Here is a 19,874-nt window from a genome sequence, read left to right as displayed (position 1 = left end):
TAGTAGAGATGTATGATGTCTTTAAATAAAGGAGAAATTAAAATGAATAAAAATGTAGTGAAAGAATTACAAGGTGTAAGTGAAGCGACGAATGCTATGAGAATTGCATACTCTTTAAAGCGAAATGGTGTGAAGTATATTTTCGGACAAAGTAATCCTCCAACTGTTACGCTTGCTTGCGCAGATATCGGGATAGAACAAATTGGATATAGACAAGAGAATTCAGGAACATATATGGCACAAGCATTTGCAATGTGCACAAATACAACACCAGTGGTAACGGCTCAACATGGACCGGCAGCTACTTTATTGGTTGCAGGACTTGCAGAAGCTTATAAAGCTTCTTATCCAATTGTTGCACTTGTGGAAGATGTATCCAGAGACCAGGAAGAGAAAAATGCCTTTCAAGAAATTGACCACATTGAATTATTTAAAGGAGTTTCTAAATGGACTAAAAGAATACCAATTCAAGAAAGAATTGAAGATTATATCGACAACGCATTTAGAATAGCAACTAGTGGAAGACCAGGACCGACTGTTTTATTATTACCAAAAGATATTATTACTGACACAAAAGAATATGCGATTAATAAAAATAGAACTGAGAATTCAGGCGTGTTTCCTCTGGATAGAACGACAGCAAATGTATTAAAAATCGATGAAGCAGCAGAGCTTATAAAAGAAGCAAAACAGCCATTTATTTACGCTGGTGGTGGTGTCATCTCATCAGGGGCTCAAAATGAACTTAGGGAATTACAAGAAGCATGTTCATTGGCTGTTGCAACTACAACTATGGGAAAAGGTGCTGTCGATGAAGAGCATCCATTAAGTATGGGACCGATTGGTTATTATATGGGAAAAAGAGGAGTTAGTAAACACTTAAAACCCATGGTTCAAGAGGCTGACGTCATTGTACTAGTTGGTAATCGAACTAACCAAAATGGAACGGACAGCTGGACGCTTTTACCAGAAAAGGCTAAATATATTCACATCGATATCGATCCGGTTGAAATTGGACGAAACTATGAATCCCTTCGACTTGCTGGAGATGCAAAATTAACTTTAGCAGCTTTAAAAGAAAGACTATTGAAAAAAGGTGTTCAAAAAAGAACGGATGCACGCAAAAATGTCGAAAAATTCATTCAATTATCTCGAGATAAACACAAAGAGGATATGAAAGAAATATATTCGGCTGAATCAGGAAAAATAAAAGTGGAAAGATTTTTATACGAAGTGGAAAATAAACTGGAAGATGACCATATTATTGTTGCAGATGCGAGCATCTCATCCGTTTGGAATGCGAACTATCTAAAAGCTACTAAAGACAGAAAGTTTATTTTTCCTCGTGGACTTGCAGGTTTAGGTTGGGGAATGCCAATGGGAATGGGGGCAAAAATTGCTAACCCAGATAGGAAAGTGTTTTGTCTTGTTGGAGATGGTGGATTTGGGCATGTTTGGAGCGAGTTAGAAACGTGTAAAAGACTAGGCATTCAAGTGGTCATAGTTGTAATTAATAATGGAATCCTTGGATATCAAAAATATGCTGAAACAGCAATGTTTGATCGCTATACAAATATCTGTGATTTTTCACCTGTTGACCATACAAAAATTGCTGAAGCATGTGGTGTGAAAGGCATAAAAGTGGACACTATTAAAGATATTCCAGCAGCAATTGATGAAGCATTCCAAGCCAATGAAACGGTTGTGATTGATTTACACAGTGATCCAGATAATGTACCACCGGTTGGGGTTATGGATGATATAAATAAATAAAAAAAGGAGAATTTTAGATGGGAAAATTAACTGGAAAAGTTGCAGTAGTAACGGGTGCCGCTCGAGGGTTAGGTCGTGCCTATGCATTAAAACTAGCAAAGCTGGGTGCAGATGTAGGGATAATTGACATTGATTTAAAGTCTTATGAACAATTTGAAGGTGAATTTATCGGAGAACAGTATGAAACAGTTGTTGATGAATTAAAGGAATTAGGTGTAAAGGCATTTGGAGCAGAAGCTGATATTTCAAAGAAAGATCAAGTTCAAGAGGCATTCTCAGAGATAACAAAACATTTAGGCGAAGTTGATATTTTAGTTGCGAACGCGGGTGGAGGTACAGGTCCACTTGAAGGTAATAAAGCTTCTGAAATAAAACCGAACGAATTACAAATTGTTTTAGAAAGAAACTTGTTTGGAACGATTCATAGTGTGGAAGCTGTTGCAGCAGGAATGAAGAAGAAAGGTTCCGGTAAAATTGTAACCGTAACTTCTGTGACTGGCTTGCAAGCACAACCAGGTGGTAATTATTCTCATTATGCAGCAACAAAAGCAGCAATTGTAAATTATACGAAATATTTAGCACAAGATTTAGGACCGCACAATATAACAGTTAATGCAATTGCACCAGGGTATATTGGAACTGGTCGATTAAATGAACAGTTTAAAAAAGCAGGAGTAGAAACTTATTCAGACCAAACTGCATTAAAGCGATTAGGAACACCAGAAGATTGTGCAAACGTCATTGAATTTTTAACTACGAATCAATCTGATTATGTGACTGGAACTGTTATTGATGTAACGGGTGGATTGTTAAGATAGGGTAATTCAATATTGTGTAAAAAAAAGAAGATAATGAAAGTCTGAGTAGTACATGGTAAAGACTTTTTAAAGGAGGGATTTTATGAAGGCATTAGTTAAAACTGAAACTATAAACGAATTTAAGGTTGAAGAAAAGCCAAAACCTTCTCTTGAAAAAGATGAGGTATTAATAAAGGTAGAGTATTGTGGAGTTTGTGGAAGTGATTTGCACGCAGCAAATCACGCTAAAGGATATGAGTTTGTACCAAAACCTATTGTGTTAGGTCATGAATTATCAGGATATATAATAGAAATGCATGAAGATTCTAATAAGAAACATTTATTGAACTCGCGTGTCGTTGTAGAACCAGGAATTTATTGTAATGAATGTGAGCAATGCTTAAATGGGCAAAGGAATATTTGTTCGAATATAAAAATATTTGGCTTACATTGTGATGGGGGAATGGCTGAATTCGTCAAAGTTAAAGAGAATCAAATTCACCAAATACCTGAAACACTTCCTTCCAATTTAGCGGCAATGACAGAACCATTATCTGTTGCTTTAAATGCCGTGGGGAAAGTTGGAAATAGCATAAAAAATCAAAATGTTCTCGTTCAAGGTTGCGGTATTATAGGTTTGTTTGTAGCAATAACAGCAAAAAGTTATGGTGCAAATGTAACTATTTCCGGATTAGAAAAAGACTGGGAACACAGGCTTCGTCATGCAAAGAGTTTTGGAATCGAAACAGAGATTGTGGAGGACACATCACCTAAAATGAAAGACTTTGACTTCCTATTTGAATGTTCGGGTTCTTCGATTGCTGCGGAAACAGGTATGTTTAGATTAAAAAAAGGTGGAACATCCGTATTAGTTGCTTTATACGAGCAAGATGTTAAATTCCCAGTGAACATGATGGTAAGAGGAGAAATTAATGTTCTGTCAAGCTACGGTTTTAAATCTAGTGATTTCCAACAAGCTTTTGTTATATTAGACAAGTATAAAGAACTATTAAAAAATATTATTTCCATTTATCCCTTAGTAGATGGTGCAATTGCTTTTTCAGATGCTAATCAACAGAAAGTATTAAAGTCTATTATAAAAATGAACTAAGAAAGAAAATAAGCTATTATTGACAGGAAAAATTATTTTCGATGGAAAACGCCTTAATGTTAAAAAGTAACTTGATAAAAAGATATTTTGAGAGGAGAGTAAATGATGGGATTTGTTAATACTGTTTTAGGAAAAGTCAAAGTTGAAGATTTGGGTTGTACGCTTGTTCATGAACACCTTCTCCTTAGATCGGAAACTGTAGCAATACAATTCCCTCATCTATATGATGAAGAGGAAATTTATCAAAAAGCTGTGAAAGGGGTACAAGCTGTAAAAGCGCAGGGTGTAAAAACGATATGTGATCCAACTGTAGTTGGGATGGGACGAGATGTTCGATTTTTAGAAAAGGTATCTCAAGAAACTGGGGTGCAAATTATTACAGCGACTGGAATCTATTCTTTTACAGAAATTCCAATGCATTTCCAAAACCGTGATATTGATTATATGACAGATGCGTTTATTTATGATATTGAAGTCGGTATTCAAAATACTCCTATTAAAGCCGGCTTTTTAAAATGTGCCGCGGATGCTCCGGGAATTACTCCTGATTTGGATAAAGTTTTTCGTGCAATAGCACGTGCACAAAAGCATACAGGAGTACCAATTATGACTCATTCCCATCCTGCAAGTGGCAATGGTTTAAAACAATTGGAAATCTTTAAAGAAGAAGGAGTAAATCCAAATTCGATTATGATTGGTCATACAGGTGACTCAGATGATTTAGATTATATTAAGCAAATATTAGATAGTGGTGTATATATTGGGGCAGATCGTTTTGGACAACCACCATTGGAATATGAAAAGAGACATAGTACACTTCTTGAACTTTTAAACCAAGGATATGCGAATCGTATTTTCCTTTCTCAAGATTACTGTTGTAATATTGATTGGTATACGGATGAACAGGTTAATCAATTAGTCCCTAATTGGTCCATTGAATTTTTAATAGATGAAGTTATTCCTAAATTGCGTAAAGAAGGGGCGACGGAGGAACAAATTCATACAATGATGTATGAAAATGTTCAGAATTGGTTTCAAGGAAAATAATTATTATTTTTCTGCATGAGGCTGAGACAAAGCAAAAGAGGTAATGAAAACACGAGCGATAATTAGGTGAAGCGTAGAAATGTATGATGACAACTATGGGAGAAGTAGTGTCCGAAAATTACTAGACCGACATGATAGTGGAGGTGCTAGAAGTCGGGAACGGTCCGTAGCAACCAAAATACATTTTTGAAGCGGCGGTTTCCTATTATTTATTGTTCGTGTTTTTACTATTCTAAATTACTTACGCTCTAACCTCATGCATCCTAATTTATCTGCTTAGGCTGAAAAAGGATATTTACCTTATCACATCATTCATAATAAAATCACGATTGTTCTTCATCATGGAAGATTCTGACTAGAATAGCGCTAAAATGAGCGATGTGAACACAAGCTAAAATGCTGTTTATTCTTTTAGTTGGAGTAGTGAACGTAAAATCTTATTGTCATTCACTATTTGTTAATACTATAAGGCGTATAAAGATATGAAATATTTTAGGAGGAATGGTTGAGTTAAGTTTATATGGGAAAATGATTCTTTTGTATGTTATATGCTATAATTAATAAATTATAATAATTAATAGTAAAGAAACTTCAAGAGGTGTTTGGATGGATAAGAAAAATAAAGGCTCTTTAGTTGCGGAGAGGACCTTAAACGCATTAATGTTATTTTCCAAGGAAAAGTATCTTTCAGTGGGGGATATTGCTAGTGCTTTAGAAATAAGTTTACCAGCTGCTTACAGATTAGTAGATTCTCTGAGTACGACGGGTTTTATACAGCGAGAACAATCAAAAGAATACTCCTTAGCGGCCCCAAATATTTTAAGACTATATAATATGATAGATCATGATATAAGAATTGTTGCTCGACCTATTATTAAAAAACTAGCAATGGAATTTAAGGAATCAGTCTACTTGAGCATAGTGCACGGAGAAAATTCCTATTATTCTTTTATTGAAGGAGAGGAGAGTCCTTCGATTATAAAATGGAGTCAAGAGATAGGAAGTGCATTTCCCCTAGCTACCGGAACAGCAGGTAAGACACATCTTGCTTATATTATAAAGGATTATAACGAATCTGAAAAAGAAACTTTTATTTCCAACTTGGAGTTGCGTGCGCATACTGAAAATACTTTGGTTACAACAGAACAGTTAAAAAGGTCAATAAATGAGATTTTAGAGAAAGGGTATGGTTATACCAACAGTGAACATGTTCAGGGAGCTGTTGGCATTTCAGTTCCAATTTTTAATTTTGAGGAGTCTAAGGTAGTTGCAGTTTTAAGTGTTTTTATGCCAGATTCACATTTTGAAAAAAGTAAATTAATGTATTATGTTACAAGCTTAAAGAACGGAGCAAATAAGATTGGTAAATCTATATCATAATTCATCCATGTGCCCCCCATGATTCTCGAAAGATATGAAATCGCAGGAAATATAATTTACTCAGTATTTGGATAGGGTACATATATGTATTTGATTACTTTTTGCTCTACAATATATGGTGCTGGTGGGAAAATCCACTAGCACCTTTTTTCTGTATAAAAATAGAAAACAAGTGAATTTCCCTTTAAAAGAAGTTATCAAAGAAATCGTACGTGCAGTTAGCGCGCATCTATTTCAGAAGACTATTTTAGACAAAGAGAAAACCACCCGGCGGGTTGTGACCCCCATAAGTTAGAGTTTTAATTATGCAGCTGTTTGGCTGGTTTGGGTTCGGTATTCTACTGGACTTAAACCTACCAATTTTGTTTTTATCCTTCCATAAAATCCATCACTAAGAGAACTCCCCAATGCGTCTTTTTTACTTATGCTCTAACCTTATGTATACTAATTTATCTGCATAGGCTGGAAAAGGGATCATAAATTAAAAAGTAGTGCTAGTGAGAATAAATTTATTGAACCTACTATTTGTCGGTACAAATTCTTTTATGTATGTTTGGATATGGTTGTCCAAATGGAACATATACCGATTAATAATAAAATCGTTGCACTTAATAAGAGTTCATTTTGATAAGGGATCATCCAGCCATTTGTCCATGAAAATAACGCCGAACAAAATAAAACTACTTCTTGTAATAGGAAACCTCCTAAAAAAATAGCAATTCCATATGTTACTCGTTTTTTCCCTTCATCTAATAATTGTGTACTTTGATATAAATTTAAAATAAACATCGTAATAAAGCCTAAAAAAGTTAAATGCAAATATCCAATAACGACAGAACGAGTTTCATAAATTAACGTTGATAAGCCCGGTATTAATAACCCGAATTCCATGAACTGTTTCATTAAAAGGATGATGATAATAAATATATACGAAATATTCATATGTTTGCTAAACAATGACTGAAATTGCATATGAGCAGGAATCAGCGCACCAAGTAAATAAAGAATAGCGATGCATTGTCCAATTACACCAATGAAAGCAGCAATATAGCCACTCATGCCTATGTCATACCATAAAATAGCAGAAAAATAAGCTGGAAATAAACTAATGAAATAAATCCAAAAACTACGCTGGATCCATTTTTCGTTATATGTTATTTTGTTCTTTTGTAAAAAGAATAAAAACAGTCCGAATAACATAAAGAAAAGCCAACCATTGTATTGAAAATGTAAATAAAAATAAATCGCCATTTCAAATAATGGGGATTCTCTTAATCCATTAGCTGCGATAGCCCCTAAACTGAATGGTCCAAGTGTAGATAAAAATAAACTAAGTAAACTTGCATAGATATAACGACGAACCGTACTTGTCATTTTAGGGATATGCTTTAAGGTTATCCAAATAAAAATAATGACCCAATATTCTACGAAAATATGTATAACAGATAAAATAATTGAATATGTTGCATATCCTTCATATAAAAAAGCGATAAACATCATAATGGTCACGATTAATATCGTATAAAGAATAATTGTCGCATGTTTCTTCATTGGGAGGGATTCCCAAGTCAATTTTACATATAGCACGAACATGGCAAGAAAAGACCATCCTAAAATCGCCATATGAGAGTGTCCGTGTAAAATATGTTCAAAAGGTAATATTTGGGCTTTCGGTGTGACAAAATATAGTCGCATCCATATCCCTGATAAAGCTGTAATTGTTAAAAATAATAGAGAAATATGCGTAAATCTCGTCGGAAAAGCCATCATGCTTCCTCCTTGTATGTTTACATGAAAAAACTTGTAGAGATCATTTCCCTACAAGTGATTTAGTTATGTATCAAATTAATACCCATAACTTTCGATAAGATCGATTATTTTGTTTAGTAAGTGATCCCATTCCACATCAAATTTTTTGTTTACGGTAATAAAGTTTTGATAACCAAAAACGTTTTCTACACCTTCTAATTTCATTAATTCGTTTAATACTTCATGTTCACTCGTATCTCCAGGCATAACAGAAATACTGTCGTTACCCTCAAAGATTATTGTATCGGAAGTAAATTTCACTGCATTTGGGTTTGGTGTTCCTTCTGGTCTAATTGCCACAAATATCCCTCCTATCATTATTCCATCATAAATGTACCATATTTTATAAAAAAAGACCATTTCATCGTTTGGAATAAAGCGCATTTTATAAATATCCCATCACATTTTTAAAAAAAGTTCACAAATGAAAAGGTATTCTATTACTTGATATTCAAAATTATAATGATTTGCCTGATCAACTACATAAGGAGTCTCCGTAAATTTATGTAGACGTACAAAAGAGCACATTTTCGTAAAATTAAGGCAACAACATAATAATCTATCATATATTTCTATTATTTCACCGAAATTAGAATGAAAATCGGTCCTGTTTATCTTTTCGTGATAAACAGGACCAATTTTTATAATTAGAAAGTAGTTATATCCAAACCACTTGGTTATTTTGTTTGGGTGATTCTATTAACCTACTTTTGTAATGAGGCAATTTTTAGTTGAAAGTAATCCGCTAAAAATTGACCGATACCGTTATTTTCGTTTGTATCTGTCACATGTTTTGCGACGGTTTTTAGTTCATCTACTGCATTTCCCATCGCCACACCTACTCCAGCATAATCAATCATAGCTAAGTCATTCGTTTCATCACCGAATGCGATAATGCGTTCTTTTGGAATACCGAATTCTTTTGCAACTTGTTGTATTGCTGTTGCTTTATTTACTTTATTATTCATTACTTCAATGACATTTGTCGGTTCTCCCCAGTTACGATGGTCAATAATATCAGCGTGTATATCATTTAAATAAGATGTTAATCGCTGTAAATTATCTTTATTTGGATACAATAACATCAATGTTGGATCATCTTTTAATAAGTCTGTTACAGGTCCTACATGGAATGAATCATCTTTTTTTGGTTGATAGAAATCAAAAATATGTTCATCGTATCGATCTAAATATACAGTGTCTTGTACAGCTGCCAATACGTTTTTTCCTTGTAATTGTTTATTCGCATCGATAATATCTAACGCTAACTTGCGTTCTAATGGGGTATGGTGGACTCCCCAACTTTTATCATGTGGATGGTGAATAACTGCTCCGTTAGAGTTAATTAAAGGTGTCTTCAATCCTAATTCATGATAATAGTGGATACTTAATTTATTGGAACGTCCTGTTGCAATTACGACAACATGACCAGCTTCTATTAAATGTTGAATCGTTTCTTTCGTCGGTGCTAATATTTGGCGTTGATCAGATAACAACGTCCCATCTAAATCTAAAGCAATTAAATGTTTTTCTTTCATTCGTATCACCTCGTGTATCTATATCATAACAAAAACAAATAAATAACTCTACCTAACGGTTTATATGCGTTGCAAATGAATTATGATTCATTCATAATAAAGATGTATAAAAGGAAAGGACGATGTTATATGGAATTATCGGTGGAAAAGAAATATATCGAGGAAATACCTGTATTAGTCGTAACAGATGCAACGAAAAAGAGCGAAAAATTGCCAACAGTCGTATATTACCACGGTTTTAATGGAGAAAAAGAGAGTAGTTTAACATTAGCATATAAAATTGCGGAAAAAGGTTTACGTGTTATTTTGCCGGAAAGTATTTTACATGGTGAAAGAAGAAATAATGCTACCCAAGGGGAGTTAGAATTAGGATTTTGGAAAATCGTACTAACGAATATTAAGGAATTACAAATAATTAAAAATTATCTAGAAAAAGAAAACTTACTATTAGATGGAAAAATAGGTATTGGCGGAACGAGCATGGGTGGTATTACAACATACGGTGCTTTACGCACATATGATTGGATAAGTTCAGCTGCAGTGTTAATGGGAACACCGAGTATGTCGGAGTACGCACAAGTTTTAATTGACCGATACCATTCAAATCATGATGCCAAAATTCCGCAAAAAGATGTGGATGAAGCAATGAAATTAGTGGAGAAATTTGATATTACAAAAGACTTATCTGTATTAAATGACCGGCCTTTATTTATTTGGCATGGAGATCAGGATGCTGTCATACCGATTGATGATACGAGAAACTTTTATAAAAAAGTAAAAGAACAATATTCTAATAAAGATCATGTTCATTTTTTAGAAGAAAAAGGACGTATCCATAATATTAGTAAACTGTCGATGAGTAAAGCAGCAGATTGGTTTGAAAAATATTTATAAAATTAAATCATTCATTTTTCAAAAGGGGTAAAATATGGTTAAATAGAAGTAGATTTATGTAAAGGAGGAAATCTTCATGGATGAAGCTTTAAAAGAAAATATTTTAGGTGCTTTAGAAAACGTTATCGACCCAGAGCTTGGGATTGATGTTGTAAATATGGGATTAATTTATGATATAGACCTAGATGATGAAGGTTTATGTACCATTACGATGACATTAACGTCAATGGGATGCCCGTTAGCTGGACATATTGAAGCAGATGTACGCCACGTCTTAGCAGATATTCCTGAAATAAAAGAAATTAATGTAAATATCGTTTGGGACCCACCTTGGGGAAAAGACAAAATGTCTCGTTATGCGAAAATCGCATTAGGTATCCCTGACTAATATAAAAAGGTTGATTCACGATATCCATTGTGTAATCAACCTTTTTTGTACAAAATTGTCAACTTATAAGGTGGGATAATAATGGAGAAACATTTTTGGATTACAACATCACCATTAGATGTTCAATCGTGCATGGATAAAGTTGTTCGACGGGAAGCTGGTGCAATTTGTACCTTCACTGGAATCGCTAGGGAGTTTACACAAGGAAAGAAAACACTCTATTTGGAATATGATGCATATATCCCAATGGCTGAAAAACAGCTCGCTCGAATTGGACATGAAATACAGGAAATGTATCCTGATGCGGAGGTGGCAATTGGCCATCGAATTGGCAAATTAGATATTTCTGAAATAGCGGTTGTTATTGCGGTTTCTACCCCACACCGAAAAGCGGCATTTCATGCGTGTGAATATGCGATTGAACGAATTAAAGAAATCGTCCCCATTTGGAAAAAAGAAAATTGGGAAGATGGGACAGAATGGATCGGAGACCAAAGAGAAACTACCTCGTATCCTGAAGGAAAACCAATGAAAGGGGATATGTAAATGGTACAGTTACTATTTTTTGCACAATTACAAGAAAAAATTGGACAAAAACAATTAGAAGTAGAAGCGAATGGAAAAACGGTGAAAGAAATTAAAGATGTCTTTTTAGCTAAATATGACATTGCTTCATTATTAGAAGATGCCATGGTCGCAATCAATGAAGAATATGCAACGGAAACAGATATTGTTCAATCAGGAGATGTTGTTGCATTTATCCCACCAGTAAGTGGAGGCTAATTGGTTTTTAATCTTGAATATTATGAACAAAGGCGCATATTTTATCATAAAAAAAGATTTCAGCATATGCTGAAATCTTTTTGTGTTATTCGGCACTTTTTGAAAAACTTGATAAAACTCCATCAATGATCATTACCGCAATAATCATTGAAATACTTAATCCTAACGCTTGCGTGAAGTTAAACATATCACTTGCCATGCTTGATAGGATATATGCTAAAGCCGAACTAATTAAAACTGCCCAAATAAAAGCGACAATAACTCTCATTCGTTACACCTCATTTACCATTTACATATATGTATGTACAATATTCATCCTTTATAAGTTTAGCAAAAAATACTTAAAAAGAAAAGAGGAAAACGATAAATTAAATATGTTATATTATATATGTTAAAAAGAAGTGAAATTTATAAACAATTTTTGGTTTCTTTTCTTGCATGAAAAAGAAAAATAGCTTAAAGTTTATACCAAGTCATAATATTTGCTATTAAGTTAGTATGTTAAAGGAGATGGCAAGATGGGTGTAGGTATTATTGGTATTGGACATTATGCTCCAGATAATATCGTAACAAATGCGGATTTAGAAAAAATTGTAGATACAACAGATGAATGGATAAGAACAAGAACCGGAATTGAGGAAAGAAGAATTGCTAAAGATGATGAAGATTCTTCAGATATGGCCTTAATTGCCGCGGAAAAGGCTTTAAAAAGTGCGGGAAAAACTGCGGAAGAAATAGACTTAATATTAGTTGCTACTGTTACACCTGATAAATCTTTTCCGTCTGTTGCTTGTATGATTCAAGATAGATTAGGAGCTACGAATGCAGCAGCAATGGATCTAGCAGCTGCATGTGCTGGATTTATGTATGGTGTTATTACAGGGCAACAGTTTATTGAAGCTGGTGCCTATAAAAACGTACTAGTAGTAGGAGTAGATAAACTATCAAAAATTACAGACTGGACAGACCGTAATACTTGTGTTTTATTAGGAGATGGTGCTGGTGCAGCTGTACTAAGCAGTGTATCGGAAGGAAATGGAATTTTATCATTTGAATTAGGTGCAAGTGGAAAAGGTGGACCACATTTATTACAAAAAGATGACGGATTTTTATATATGAACGGGCGCGAAGTGTTTAAGTTTGCTGTCCGTCAAATGCCAGAATCATGCATGAACGTCGTAGAAAAAGCGGGATTAAAGAAAGAAGATGTAGACTTTTTAGTGCCACACCAAGCGAATATTCGTATTATGGAGGCAGCGCGTCAACGTATAGGTATCGATGAGGATAAAATGGCTACGACGATTAAATATTATGGTAATAACTCATCAGCTTCTATTCCAATCGCATTATCACAATCAATTGAAGATGGAAAAATTAAAGATGGGGATGTCGTCGTGTTAGTAGGTTTCGGTGGCGGTCTCACTTGGGGAGCAGTTGCATTACGTTGGGGTAAATAAAATAAAGAATCATGATAAATATAAGACATATTGATAGGGAGGCATGTAGCCATGTCGAATAGACGTGTAGTTGTAACAGGAGTTGGAGCGGTGACACCTGTTGGAAATGATGTAGAAACATTATGGGAAAATATCGTTCAAGGACATTCGGGAATTGACTATACTACGAGAGTAAATACAGATGAATTTCCAGTCTCTGTCGCCGCAGAAGTAAAAGATTTTGATGTAACAAAATTTGTAGAGAAAAAAGAAGCAAAACGTATGGATTTATTTGTACAGTATGCCATTGCAGCATCAAAAATGGCCGTTGAAGATGCAAATTTAACAATCGATGAATCTATAGCAGATCGCGTTGGAGTTTGGATTGGTTGTGGAATTGGTGGAATGGATACGTACGAGGAACAAATGAGAAAATTTATTGACAAAGGATATCGTCGTGTAAGTCCGTTTTTTGTGCCGATGTTAATTCCAGATATGGCAGCAGGACAAGTATCGATCCAACTTGGAGCAAAAGGAATAAATTCATGTACAGTAACAGCATGTGCTTCAGGTACAAATTCAATTGGTGATGCTTATAAAGCTGTTCAACGTGGAGATGTAGATTATATTATTACTGGTGGGACAGAATCACCATTAACCAATATGGCATTTGCAGGATTTTCATCTATGAAGGCATTATCATTTAATGATGATCCTAAAACAGCGAGTCGTCCATTTGATAAAAACCGTGACGGTTTTGTCATGGGAGAAGGTGCTGGTATTTTAGTGTTAGAAACGTTAGAATCCGCACAAGCTCGCGGTGCAAAAATATATGCGGAAATTGTTGGATATGGAGCAACAGGTGATGCATTCCATATTACAGCTCCAGCAGAAGGCGGAGAAGGTGCTGTCCGTGCAATGAAACAAGCGTTAAATGATGCAAATGTTCAACCTAAAGAGGTCACCTATATTAATGCACATGGAACGAGTACAGAATTAAATGACAAATATGAAACACAAGCAATTAAAGAAGTATTTGGTGATCATGCAAAGGATGTGGCGATCTCCTCAACAAAATCGATGACTGGTCATTTATTAGGTGCTGCAGGTGGAGTAGAAGGGGTCATTTCTGTTAAAGCAATTGAAAAAAGTACAATCCCTGCAACAATCAATTATGAAACACCAGACGAGGATTGTGACTTAGACTACGTACCAAACGAAAGCCGTCAACAAGAAGTAGATGTTGTATTAAGTAATTCATTCGGCTTTGGTGGACATAATGCTTGTTTAGTCTTTAAAAAATTTAACGATTAATACGAAAGAGGCTAGAACATCACTAGTTTCTCATGTCGTAAAAAGGTCATCTCCGTAATTTTATTTTACGGAGATGACCTTTTTTATTTCAATGAGTTTTGTTTCAGGCTGTTTTATAATAATGATGAAAACGTTGCATAGGATATAGTACAAGCCAAGTTTACGAAAAAGAGGGAATTAATATGGGATATATCTTTTTGTTTTTAATTGGATTTGGACTTGCTATATCTGGTGGCATAACGATCATTGCGTATATGAATTTTTTGCCTGCAGGCATTACTTGGTATGAATATGTACATTTTATTAGTAGCCGGGTAGAATGTTACTTTTTTCCACTTGGTGTTATTATAGTTAGCTTTACCATCCATAAACTTCCTTTTGATAAACTACAATTGAAATAATCTGCTGTTTAAAAAGCATATTTTTATCCATTTATGGACATAATGGGACATAAATATGTTGAACAGTGAGGGATGAACATGCATTTTATTCATGATGTTTGGGTAAATTGGTTTATTGGAAAAAAAGAAGGATATCAAGTATGTCCACAATATGAGTGGAGAAAGGAAGATAAGGTAGAACTATTAGAACAGATACCAGTCTTGTATGTGACTACACAAGTATTTGATGCGGTGGAAAATAATATTCAACCATTACCGAGTTCATTACTTTATCATATACATAAAAAAACGACAAAAAGAGAAAAATATAAAAAAACGACCATTGATTATGCAGCAGTTTTGACAGATGGAAAAGGTGTTATTGCTTTTGATACGACTGGATTTAATATGCCATTAAAAAAGAGTAGACTCCCATTAAAACAAGAAATAAAGGTATTGCAATTATGTGAAAAGATGAAACAAATTAAATATTTTCATATGCCAAAAACAGACGAGAAGGAATCATTTTTACATGTAAATAGAAAATACATGTATGGACTTACGAGGCGAGAAAGAGAGTTAAAGATGCTTTTATTAGTTGCGGTCAAACAACTTGAAAAATCAAAGAATATGAGTGAATTATTGTACTGGTTGGCAGAATGGAAGGATGAGAAAGTATCGTATGCCATTCATCAGTTAACAGAGGATCAATTATATCGTCTTTTATACAATGAAGTAAAACGTGGTTGGTCTGAAAAACATGAACATCTATGTAAACAAATGATGAAAGGGAAACCCTTTTTAGAAAAATATTTACAAGTAAAGCAAAAATAGCAGGTGGACAAATTATCTTGTCCTTCCTGCTATTTTTTTTAATTACGTAACAGTCCCATTTTCTTTTTCGCTTTCGTTAATGTTCTATTGGCAAAATGGGTTGCTTTATTTGCACCGTTGTTTAAAATTTCATCCAGTTCATCAGAATTGATTAATTCATGATAACGCGTTTGGATTGGTTCTAATGTATTGACAACAGCATTGGCTACGGCACCTTTAAAATCACCGTATCCTTTACCTTCAAACTCTACTTCGATTTCCTCTAATGTTTTACCAGTACAACTTGCATATATTGTCATTAAATTAGAAACACCTGGTTTATTTTCTTTATCAAATTTCACCATGCCATCCGAATCGGTTACAGCACTTTTAATTTTCTTTTCCATCTGTTTTGGTGTGTCTAACATTGAAATAAAGCCCTTCGTGTTTTCGTCCGATTTACTCATTTTTTTCGTTGGTTCTTGTAAAGACATAATTCGTGCACCAACTTCAGGAATCTTAATTTCCGGTATGACAAAAACTTTTCCAAAGCGATTGTTAAAACGTTCGGCAACAGTTCTTGTTAATTCAAGATGCTGTGTCTGATCTTCCCCTACAGGGACAATATCTGTTTGATATAATAAAATATCTGCGGCCATTAAAGCAGGATAGGTGAATAATGCAGATGATACAGCATCTCGGCCTTCAGATTTATCCTTAAATTGTGTCATTCGCTCTAATTCACCCATATATGTAATAGATTGCAACATCCAGCCTAGTTCTGTATGTGCAGGTACTTCTGATTGAATAAATAATGTTACTTTTTCTGGATCTAGCCCTGAAGCGATATATAATGCTGCTAAAGAACGACTATTTTCTCTTAATTGTTTCGGATCTTGTGGAACTGTAATCGCATGTTGGTCAACAATACAGAAATAACAATGATTGTCTTCTTGTAATTGGACAAATTGTCGCATCGCTCCTAAATAATTACCTAATGTTAATGTTCCACTCGGTTGAATACCTGAAAAAATCTTTTTCACGTTGTTTCACTCCAATGATTTTACAAAATGTTTTACAGTTCTTATTACTTCTTAAATCATATAATACGTTTTTTATGAAAGCAAGGAAATGGCGAGAAATCAACAGAAACAACTTATTTAGCGATTTATTCACAGAATAATAAGAAAATATATTTAATTCCTTATTGTTTATAAATAGCTATTTTGGGTATCATACTATAGTGAAACGACAGTTTGTAACAAATTTATGACATTTCAAAAAAAAGTTTACTTATTTTGAAAAGGGTCTACCTTTTGCTTGACAATTGTAGTATAATCGACAGAGGAAGTTTATTTAGAGTCATTATTATATAATAAAAGTTAATACTTCTAATGCGTACAAAAAATGGACAGGCAACATTTGTTTATAGGTAATTAGAAGTAATAAACATTGTGAGAGTTATCACATTTAAACAATTCGCACAATGGACTAACTTTTTACAAACAGCACCGTATGGAACATCGGATTGAGCCCATTAATTGGGAATCTTAGCATATCTAAGAAGTTCACAATTAATATATAAATAGAAGAATGAGGGGTGAAGTTACATGGTAACACTCTATACCTCGCCAAGTTGTACCTCTTGCAGAAAAGCGAAGGCATGGTTAGAAGAACACGAAATAGCATATAGAGAAAGAAATATTTTTTCTGAACCATTATCATTAGACGAAATAAAAGAAATTTTACGAATGACAGAAGATGGTACAGATGAAATTATTTCAACAAGATCTAAAGTATTTCAAAAGTTAGATGTCAATATTGAGCAACTTCCTTTAAAAGATTTATATGAATTAATCCAAAAAAACCCAGGCTTGTTAAGACGTCCGATCATTTTAGACGAGAAACGTTTACAAGTTGGCTATAATGAAGATGAAATTCGTCGCTTCTTACCAAGAACAGTACGTACTTTTCAATTACGTGAAGCTCAAAAAATGGTAAACTAATTTAACTTGCGTGTAGAGAAATCGTAAACCATAAGAAATGGTTTACGATTTTTCGTATTTATGCGAAAAATGGTTGAAAAAGGTGAAATATTGAAAAAAGTTCCGAAAGATAGTATATTATATTCACATTCATAAATAGGCATTTATATTTTCATCTCACGTAAGATAACATACAATAGAGATAAGTATAATATATTCAGTAAGTAATCTCTTCCACCTTGTTCAAGTTAGGTGCTAAGGATTGTTTAATTTTGATCGAAGGGAGAGGTATTAAATGGAGATAGAAAGAATAAACGAAAATACGGTAAAATTTTATATTTCATATGTTGATATTGAAGATCGCGGATTTGAGCGAGAGGAAATTTGGTATAATCGTGAACGAAGTGAACAATTATTTTGGCAAATGATGGATGAAGTAAATTATAAAGAAGACTTTTCGGTTGAAGGACCTTTATGGATCCAAGTACAAGCGTTAGAGAAAGGTTTAGAAATTATCGTAACGAAGGCACAATTAGGAAAAGGGGATTCCCCGTTCGAATCATTTGACGAAATTGAAGATACATTCGATATTACAATTAATGATAAAGCACGTAGTTATATTGAGGAAAAGTTAGCGAAACATCAACAAATGGATAATAAAGAAAGTATGGATGATGATAGTTTATGGATGGTATCAACTTTCGAAGAATTAGAGGATGTTATCCAATTAAGCCATAATATTTCCACGTTGTTTGAATTTGATATTCGAACAATGCTCTATCACTATGAGGGTAAATATCACTTATATGTAGAAATTCCAGAAGAACTATACGATGAACAAGAAGATATTTTAAGCCAAATTTTAGAATATAGCCAAGAGGCTGATTATACTCCACACATTTTAGAGGAGTACGGGGTACTCGTGTTTGAAAATGACGTATTCCGTAATGTGAGACAATATTTTGAACCGTAATCTAGCTTGACCATGATAGAATGAGTTTGTATCTTATCATGGTCGTTTTTATTTTGTAACGGGCATTTCATATGGAATGGTTGTATAGTGAAAATAATGAATGTAATGTGTACAAGCTACATTTTATAAAAAGTGGTTCATTTAATCATAAATTTTCGCACGTACTAAATTTGAATTTTGCGATAGAATGTATGTCTGAAACTACCATTTTCCCTAGAATAAAATTGAATTTTACAGCTGTTTTTCATCCCAAAACTCGAGTTTTGTCCATTCGGCAATTCGAGTTTTTTTATGTACAATAACGCATAAAAGATAAAGGATGTGTTCTAAACATGTTGACGGCGAAAATGAAAGACGGGAGAATGGTTACTTTAGCCTTGTTGCCGAAAGAGGAGGTTGAATCACTAAGATTAGAGACGTTTTATTGCCCAGCGTGTAAATCAGATGTATTTATTAAATCAGGTTTAAAAGTGATACCACATTTTGCACATCGTTCAAAAGTTGATTGTACTTATATTGGTGGGGAAGGAGAATTCCATCAGAAAGGAAAATTATTGCTCTATCATTGGTTTATCGATCAAGGAGTGAATGTACGAATCGAACATTACATTGCTGAAATTCAACAACGACCGGATATTTATTTTGAAATAGGGAGTAAGAAAGTTGCGATTGAATTTCAATGTGCAAAAATCCCATTAAAAGAAGTCATCAAACGAAATGCAGGCTATCGGAAATTAGATATTACCCCCATTTGGATTTTGGGTGCGAATTTGTATGAACGTGTCACAACAGACCTTTTAAAAATACATCCGTTTGCCCACCATATGATCCACCAATATCGAGAAGAAGGACCAACATTTCTATATTATTTATGTCCGAGAGAAGAGAAATTATCGATTATCCAACATATTAATTTTCTAAAAGGAAATATTGCTTATGTGCAACAACAAATGTATCCACTTCAACGGATTGATTTACGTCATTTATTTGCCGAAAAACCTTTAAACGTACAACGGTATGTATCTGTTTGGAGAAATGAAAAGAAACGTTTTCGACTCTATCGTCAAATGACGTATGGAAAAGACCGAAAGTGGGAAAACTCATTATATGAAAAGCGGCTTCATCGCTCTATTTTGCCATCTTATATTCATTTCCCAATAAAAAACCAGATCATGATGCGAGTGCCATTATGGCAGTGGCAAAGTAAAATTTTATATGACTTAATAGATGAGAAAGATATTCATGCAACATTTACGGAAAAAGAGGCTAAATGGCTTATTCGGAGTCAGATGATGGACCTTAGTTATTTTCCGCTTTTAAAAATAGAAAAACATCCTGCGCGTGAGTATTTACAGTTATTATGTCAAATTGGTATAATCCAAGAAATGACGAAAGGTGTGTATGTAAAGAAAAATCAAATTTCTTATTATAAAAATTTAGACGAGGCCCTCGA

21 protein-coding genes are annotated in these 19,874 nt (G+C 34.0%); 16 read left to right on the top strand and 5 right to left on the bottom strand.

The genetic code is table 11. The features are described from left to right. Positions 1-42: 42 nt before the first annotated feature. The 5 genes from WKT09_RS06235 to WKT09_RS06215 all read left to right on the top strand — a co-directional run bounded on the left by WKT09_RS06235 (position 43) and on the right by WKT09_RS06215 (position 6,108). A complete protein-coding gene (locus WKT09_RS06235; protein ID WP_340415210.1) occupies positions 43-1,773 on the top strand; it encodes an acetolactate synthase catalytic subunit in 1,731 nt (576 codons plus the stop codon). Between the two features lie 17 nt (positions 1,774-1,790). Next, positions 1,791-2,591, top strand: a complete 801-nt coding sequence (locus WKT09_RS06230; protein ID WP_340415209.1) for an SDR family NAD(P)-dependent oxidoreductase — start codon at positions 1,791-1,793, stop codon at positions 2,589-2,591. Positions 2,592-2,673: 82 nt separating this feature from the next. Further along, positions 2,674-3,681: a zinc-dependent alcohol dehydrogenase gene (locus WKT09_RS06225; RefSeq protein WP_340415208.1), complete on the top strand. Its 1,008-nt coding sequence runs from the start codon at positions 2,674-2,676 to the stop codon at positions 3,679-3,681. A gap of 105 nt (positions 3,682-3,786) precedes the next feature. Beyond that, positions 3,787-4,728: a phosphotriesterase family protein gene (locus tag WKT09_RS06220; protein WP_340415207.1), complete on the top strand. Its 942-nt coding sequence runs from the start codon at positions 3,787-3,789 to the stop codon at positions 4,726-4,728. 606 nt (positions 4,729-5,334) lie between these two features. After that, the gene (locus tag WKT09_RS06215) at positions 5,335-6,108 is read left to right on the top strand and encodes an IclR family transcriptional regulator (RefSeq protein WP_340415206.1); all 774 of its coding nucleotides are present in this window, start codon (positions 5,335-5,337) and stop codon (positions 6,106-6,108) included. A gap of 543 nt (positions 6,109-6,651) precedes the next feature. On the opposite strand, the gene WKT09_RS06210 is transcribed toward WKT09_RS06215, so the two are convergent. The 3 genes from WKT09_RS06210 to WKT09_RS06200 form a co-directional block, all read right to left on the bottom strand. After that, positions 6,652-7,875 (bottom strand): hypothetical protein, encoded by a 1,224-nt coding sequence (locus WKT09_RS06210; protein WP_340415205.1) that lies wholly within the window; start codon positions 7,873-7,875, stop codon positions 6,652-6,654. 78 nt (positions 7,876-7,953) lie between these two features. Continuing rightward, positions 7,954-8,217 carry a NifU N-terminal domain-containing protein gene (locus WKT09_RS06205; RefSeq protein WP_340415204.1) on the bottom strand — a complete coding sequence of 88 codons (264 nt, stop codon included), beginning with the start codon at positions 8,215-8,217 and terminating at the stop codon, positions 7,954-7,956. A 404-nt stretch (positions 8,218-8,621) separates the two neighbouring features. Continuing rightward, positions 8,622-9,455 (bottom strand): Cof-type HAD-IIB family hydrolase, encoded by an 834-nt coding sequence (locus WKT09_RS06200; RefSeq protein ID WP_340415203.1) that lies wholly within the window; start codon positions 9,453-9,455, stop codon positions 8,622-8,624. Positions 9,456-9,584: 129 nt separating this feature from the next. Here WKT09_RS06200 and WKT09_RS06195 point away from each other — a divergent pair, with 129 nt between their 5' ends. The 4 genes from WKT09_RS06195 to moaD all read left to right on the top strand — a co-directional run bounded on the left by WKT09_RS06195 (position 9,585) and on the right by moaD (position 11,520). Beyond that, positions 9,585-10,349 (top strand): dienelactone hydrolase family protein, encoded by a 765-nt coding sequence (locus WKT09_RS06195; protein ID WP_340415202.1) that lies wholly within the window; start codon positions 9,585-9,587, stop codon positions 10,347-10,349. Positions 10,350-10,425: 76 nt separating this feature from the next. Beyond that, positions 10,426-10,737: a metal-sulfur cluster assembly factor gene (locus WKT09_RS06190; RefSeq protein WP_340415201.1), complete on the top strand. Its 312-nt coding sequence runs from the start codon at positions 10,426-10,428 to the stop codon at positions 10,735-10,737. Between the two features lie 81 nt (positions 10,738-10,818). After that, positions 10,819-11,283 carry a molybdenum cofactor biosynthesis protein MoaE gene (locus WKT09_RS06185; protein WP_340415200.1) on the top strand — a complete coding sequence of 155 codons (465 nt, stop codon included), beginning with the start codon at positions 10,819-10,821 and terminating at the stop codon, positions 11,281-11,283. Next, positions 11,284-11,520, top strand: coding sequence for a molybdopterin converting factor subunit 1 (gene moaD / locus WKT09_RS06180; protein WP_340415199.1), 237 nt, complete (start codon positions 11,284-11,286; stop codon positions 11,518-11,520). Between the two features lie 85 nt (positions 11,521-11,605). Here the strand turns inward: moaD and WKT09_RS06175 are convergent, their stop codons facing one another. After that, positions 11,606-11,788: a DUF2929 family protein gene (locus tag WKT09_RS06175; protein WP_340415198.1), complete on the bottom strand. Its 183-nt coding sequence runs from the start codon at positions 11,786-11,788 to the stop codon at positions 11,606-11,608. A gap of 250 nt (positions 11,789-12,038) precedes the next feature. Here WKT09_RS06175 and WKT09_RS06170 point away from each other — a divergent pair, with 250 nt between their 5' ends. The 4 genes from WKT09_RS06170 to WKT09_RS06155 all read left to right on the top strand — a co-directional run bounded on the left by WKT09_RS06170 (position 12,039) and on the right by WKT09_RS06155 (position 15,484). After that, positions 12,039-12,977: a beta-ketoacyl-ACP synthase III gene (locus WKT09_RS06170; protein WP_340415197.1), complete on the top strand. Its 939-nt coding sequence runs from the start codon at positions 12,039-12,041 to the stop codon at positions 12,975-12,977. 51 nt (positions 12,978-13,028) lie between these two features. Next, positions 13,029-14,270 (top strand): beta-ketoacyl-ACP synthase II, encoded by a 1,242-nt coding sequence (gene fabF, locus WKT09_RS06165; RefSeq protein ID WP_340415196.1) that lies wholly within the window; start codon positions 13,029-13,031, stop codon positions 14,268-14,270. 182 nt (positions 14,271-14,452) lie between these two features. Then, complete coding sequence (locus WKT09_RS06160; RefSeq protein WP_340415195.1) at positions 14,453-14,671, top strand: hypothetical protein; 219 nt, start codon at positions 14,453-14,455, stop codon at positions 14,669-14,671. A 78-nt stretch (positions 14,672-14,749) separates the two neighbouring features. Next, the gene (locus WKT09_RS06155; protein WP_340415194.1) at positions 14,750-15,484 is read left to right on the top strand and encodes a DUF3603 family protein; all 735 of its coding nucleotides are present in this window, start codon (positions 14,750-14,752) and stop codon (positions 15,482-15,484) included. A gap of 38 nt (positions 15,485-15,522) precedes the next feature. On the opposite strand, the gene trpS is transcribed toward WKT09_RS06155, so the two are convergent. Further along, positions 15,523-16,506, bottom strand: a complete 984-nt coding sequence (trpS, locus tag WKT09_RS06150) for a tryptophan--tRNA ligase (RefSeq protein WP_340415193.1) — start codon at positions 16,504-16,506, stop codon at positions 15,523-15,525. Between the two features lie 567 nt (positions 16,507-17,073). Between trpS and spxA the strand changes: the two genes are divergently transcribed. The 3 genes from spxA to WKT09_RS06135 form a co-directional block, all read left to right on the top strand. Continuing rightward, complete coding sequence (spxA, locus tag WKT09_RS06145) at positions 17,074-17,469, top strand: transcriptional regulator SpxA (protein WP_336265882.1); 396 nt, start codon at positions 17,074-17,076, stop codon at positions 17,467-17,469. Positions 17,470-17,743: 274 nt separating this feature from the next. After that, on the top strand, positions 17,744-18,421 hold the full coding sequence (gene mecA, locus WKT09_RS06140; protein WP_340415192.1) for an adaptor protein MecA: 678 nt from the start codon (positions 17,744-17,746) through the stop codon (positions 18,419-18,421). Positions 18,422-18,753: 332 nt separating this feature from the next. Beyond that, on the top strand, positions 18,754-19,874 hold a 1,121-nt coding region (locus WKT09_RS06135; protein WP_340415191.1), incomplete at its 3' end, for a competence protein CoiA.

Source organism: Pseudogracilibacillus sp. ICA-222130, assembly GCF_037892545.1.
GTDB lineage: Bacteria > Bacillota > Bacilli > Bacillales > Amphibacillaceae > Pseudogracilibacillus.
Note: the sequence above shows the minus strand (reverse complement) of the source record. Positions and strands in the feature narration are given on the sequence as shown.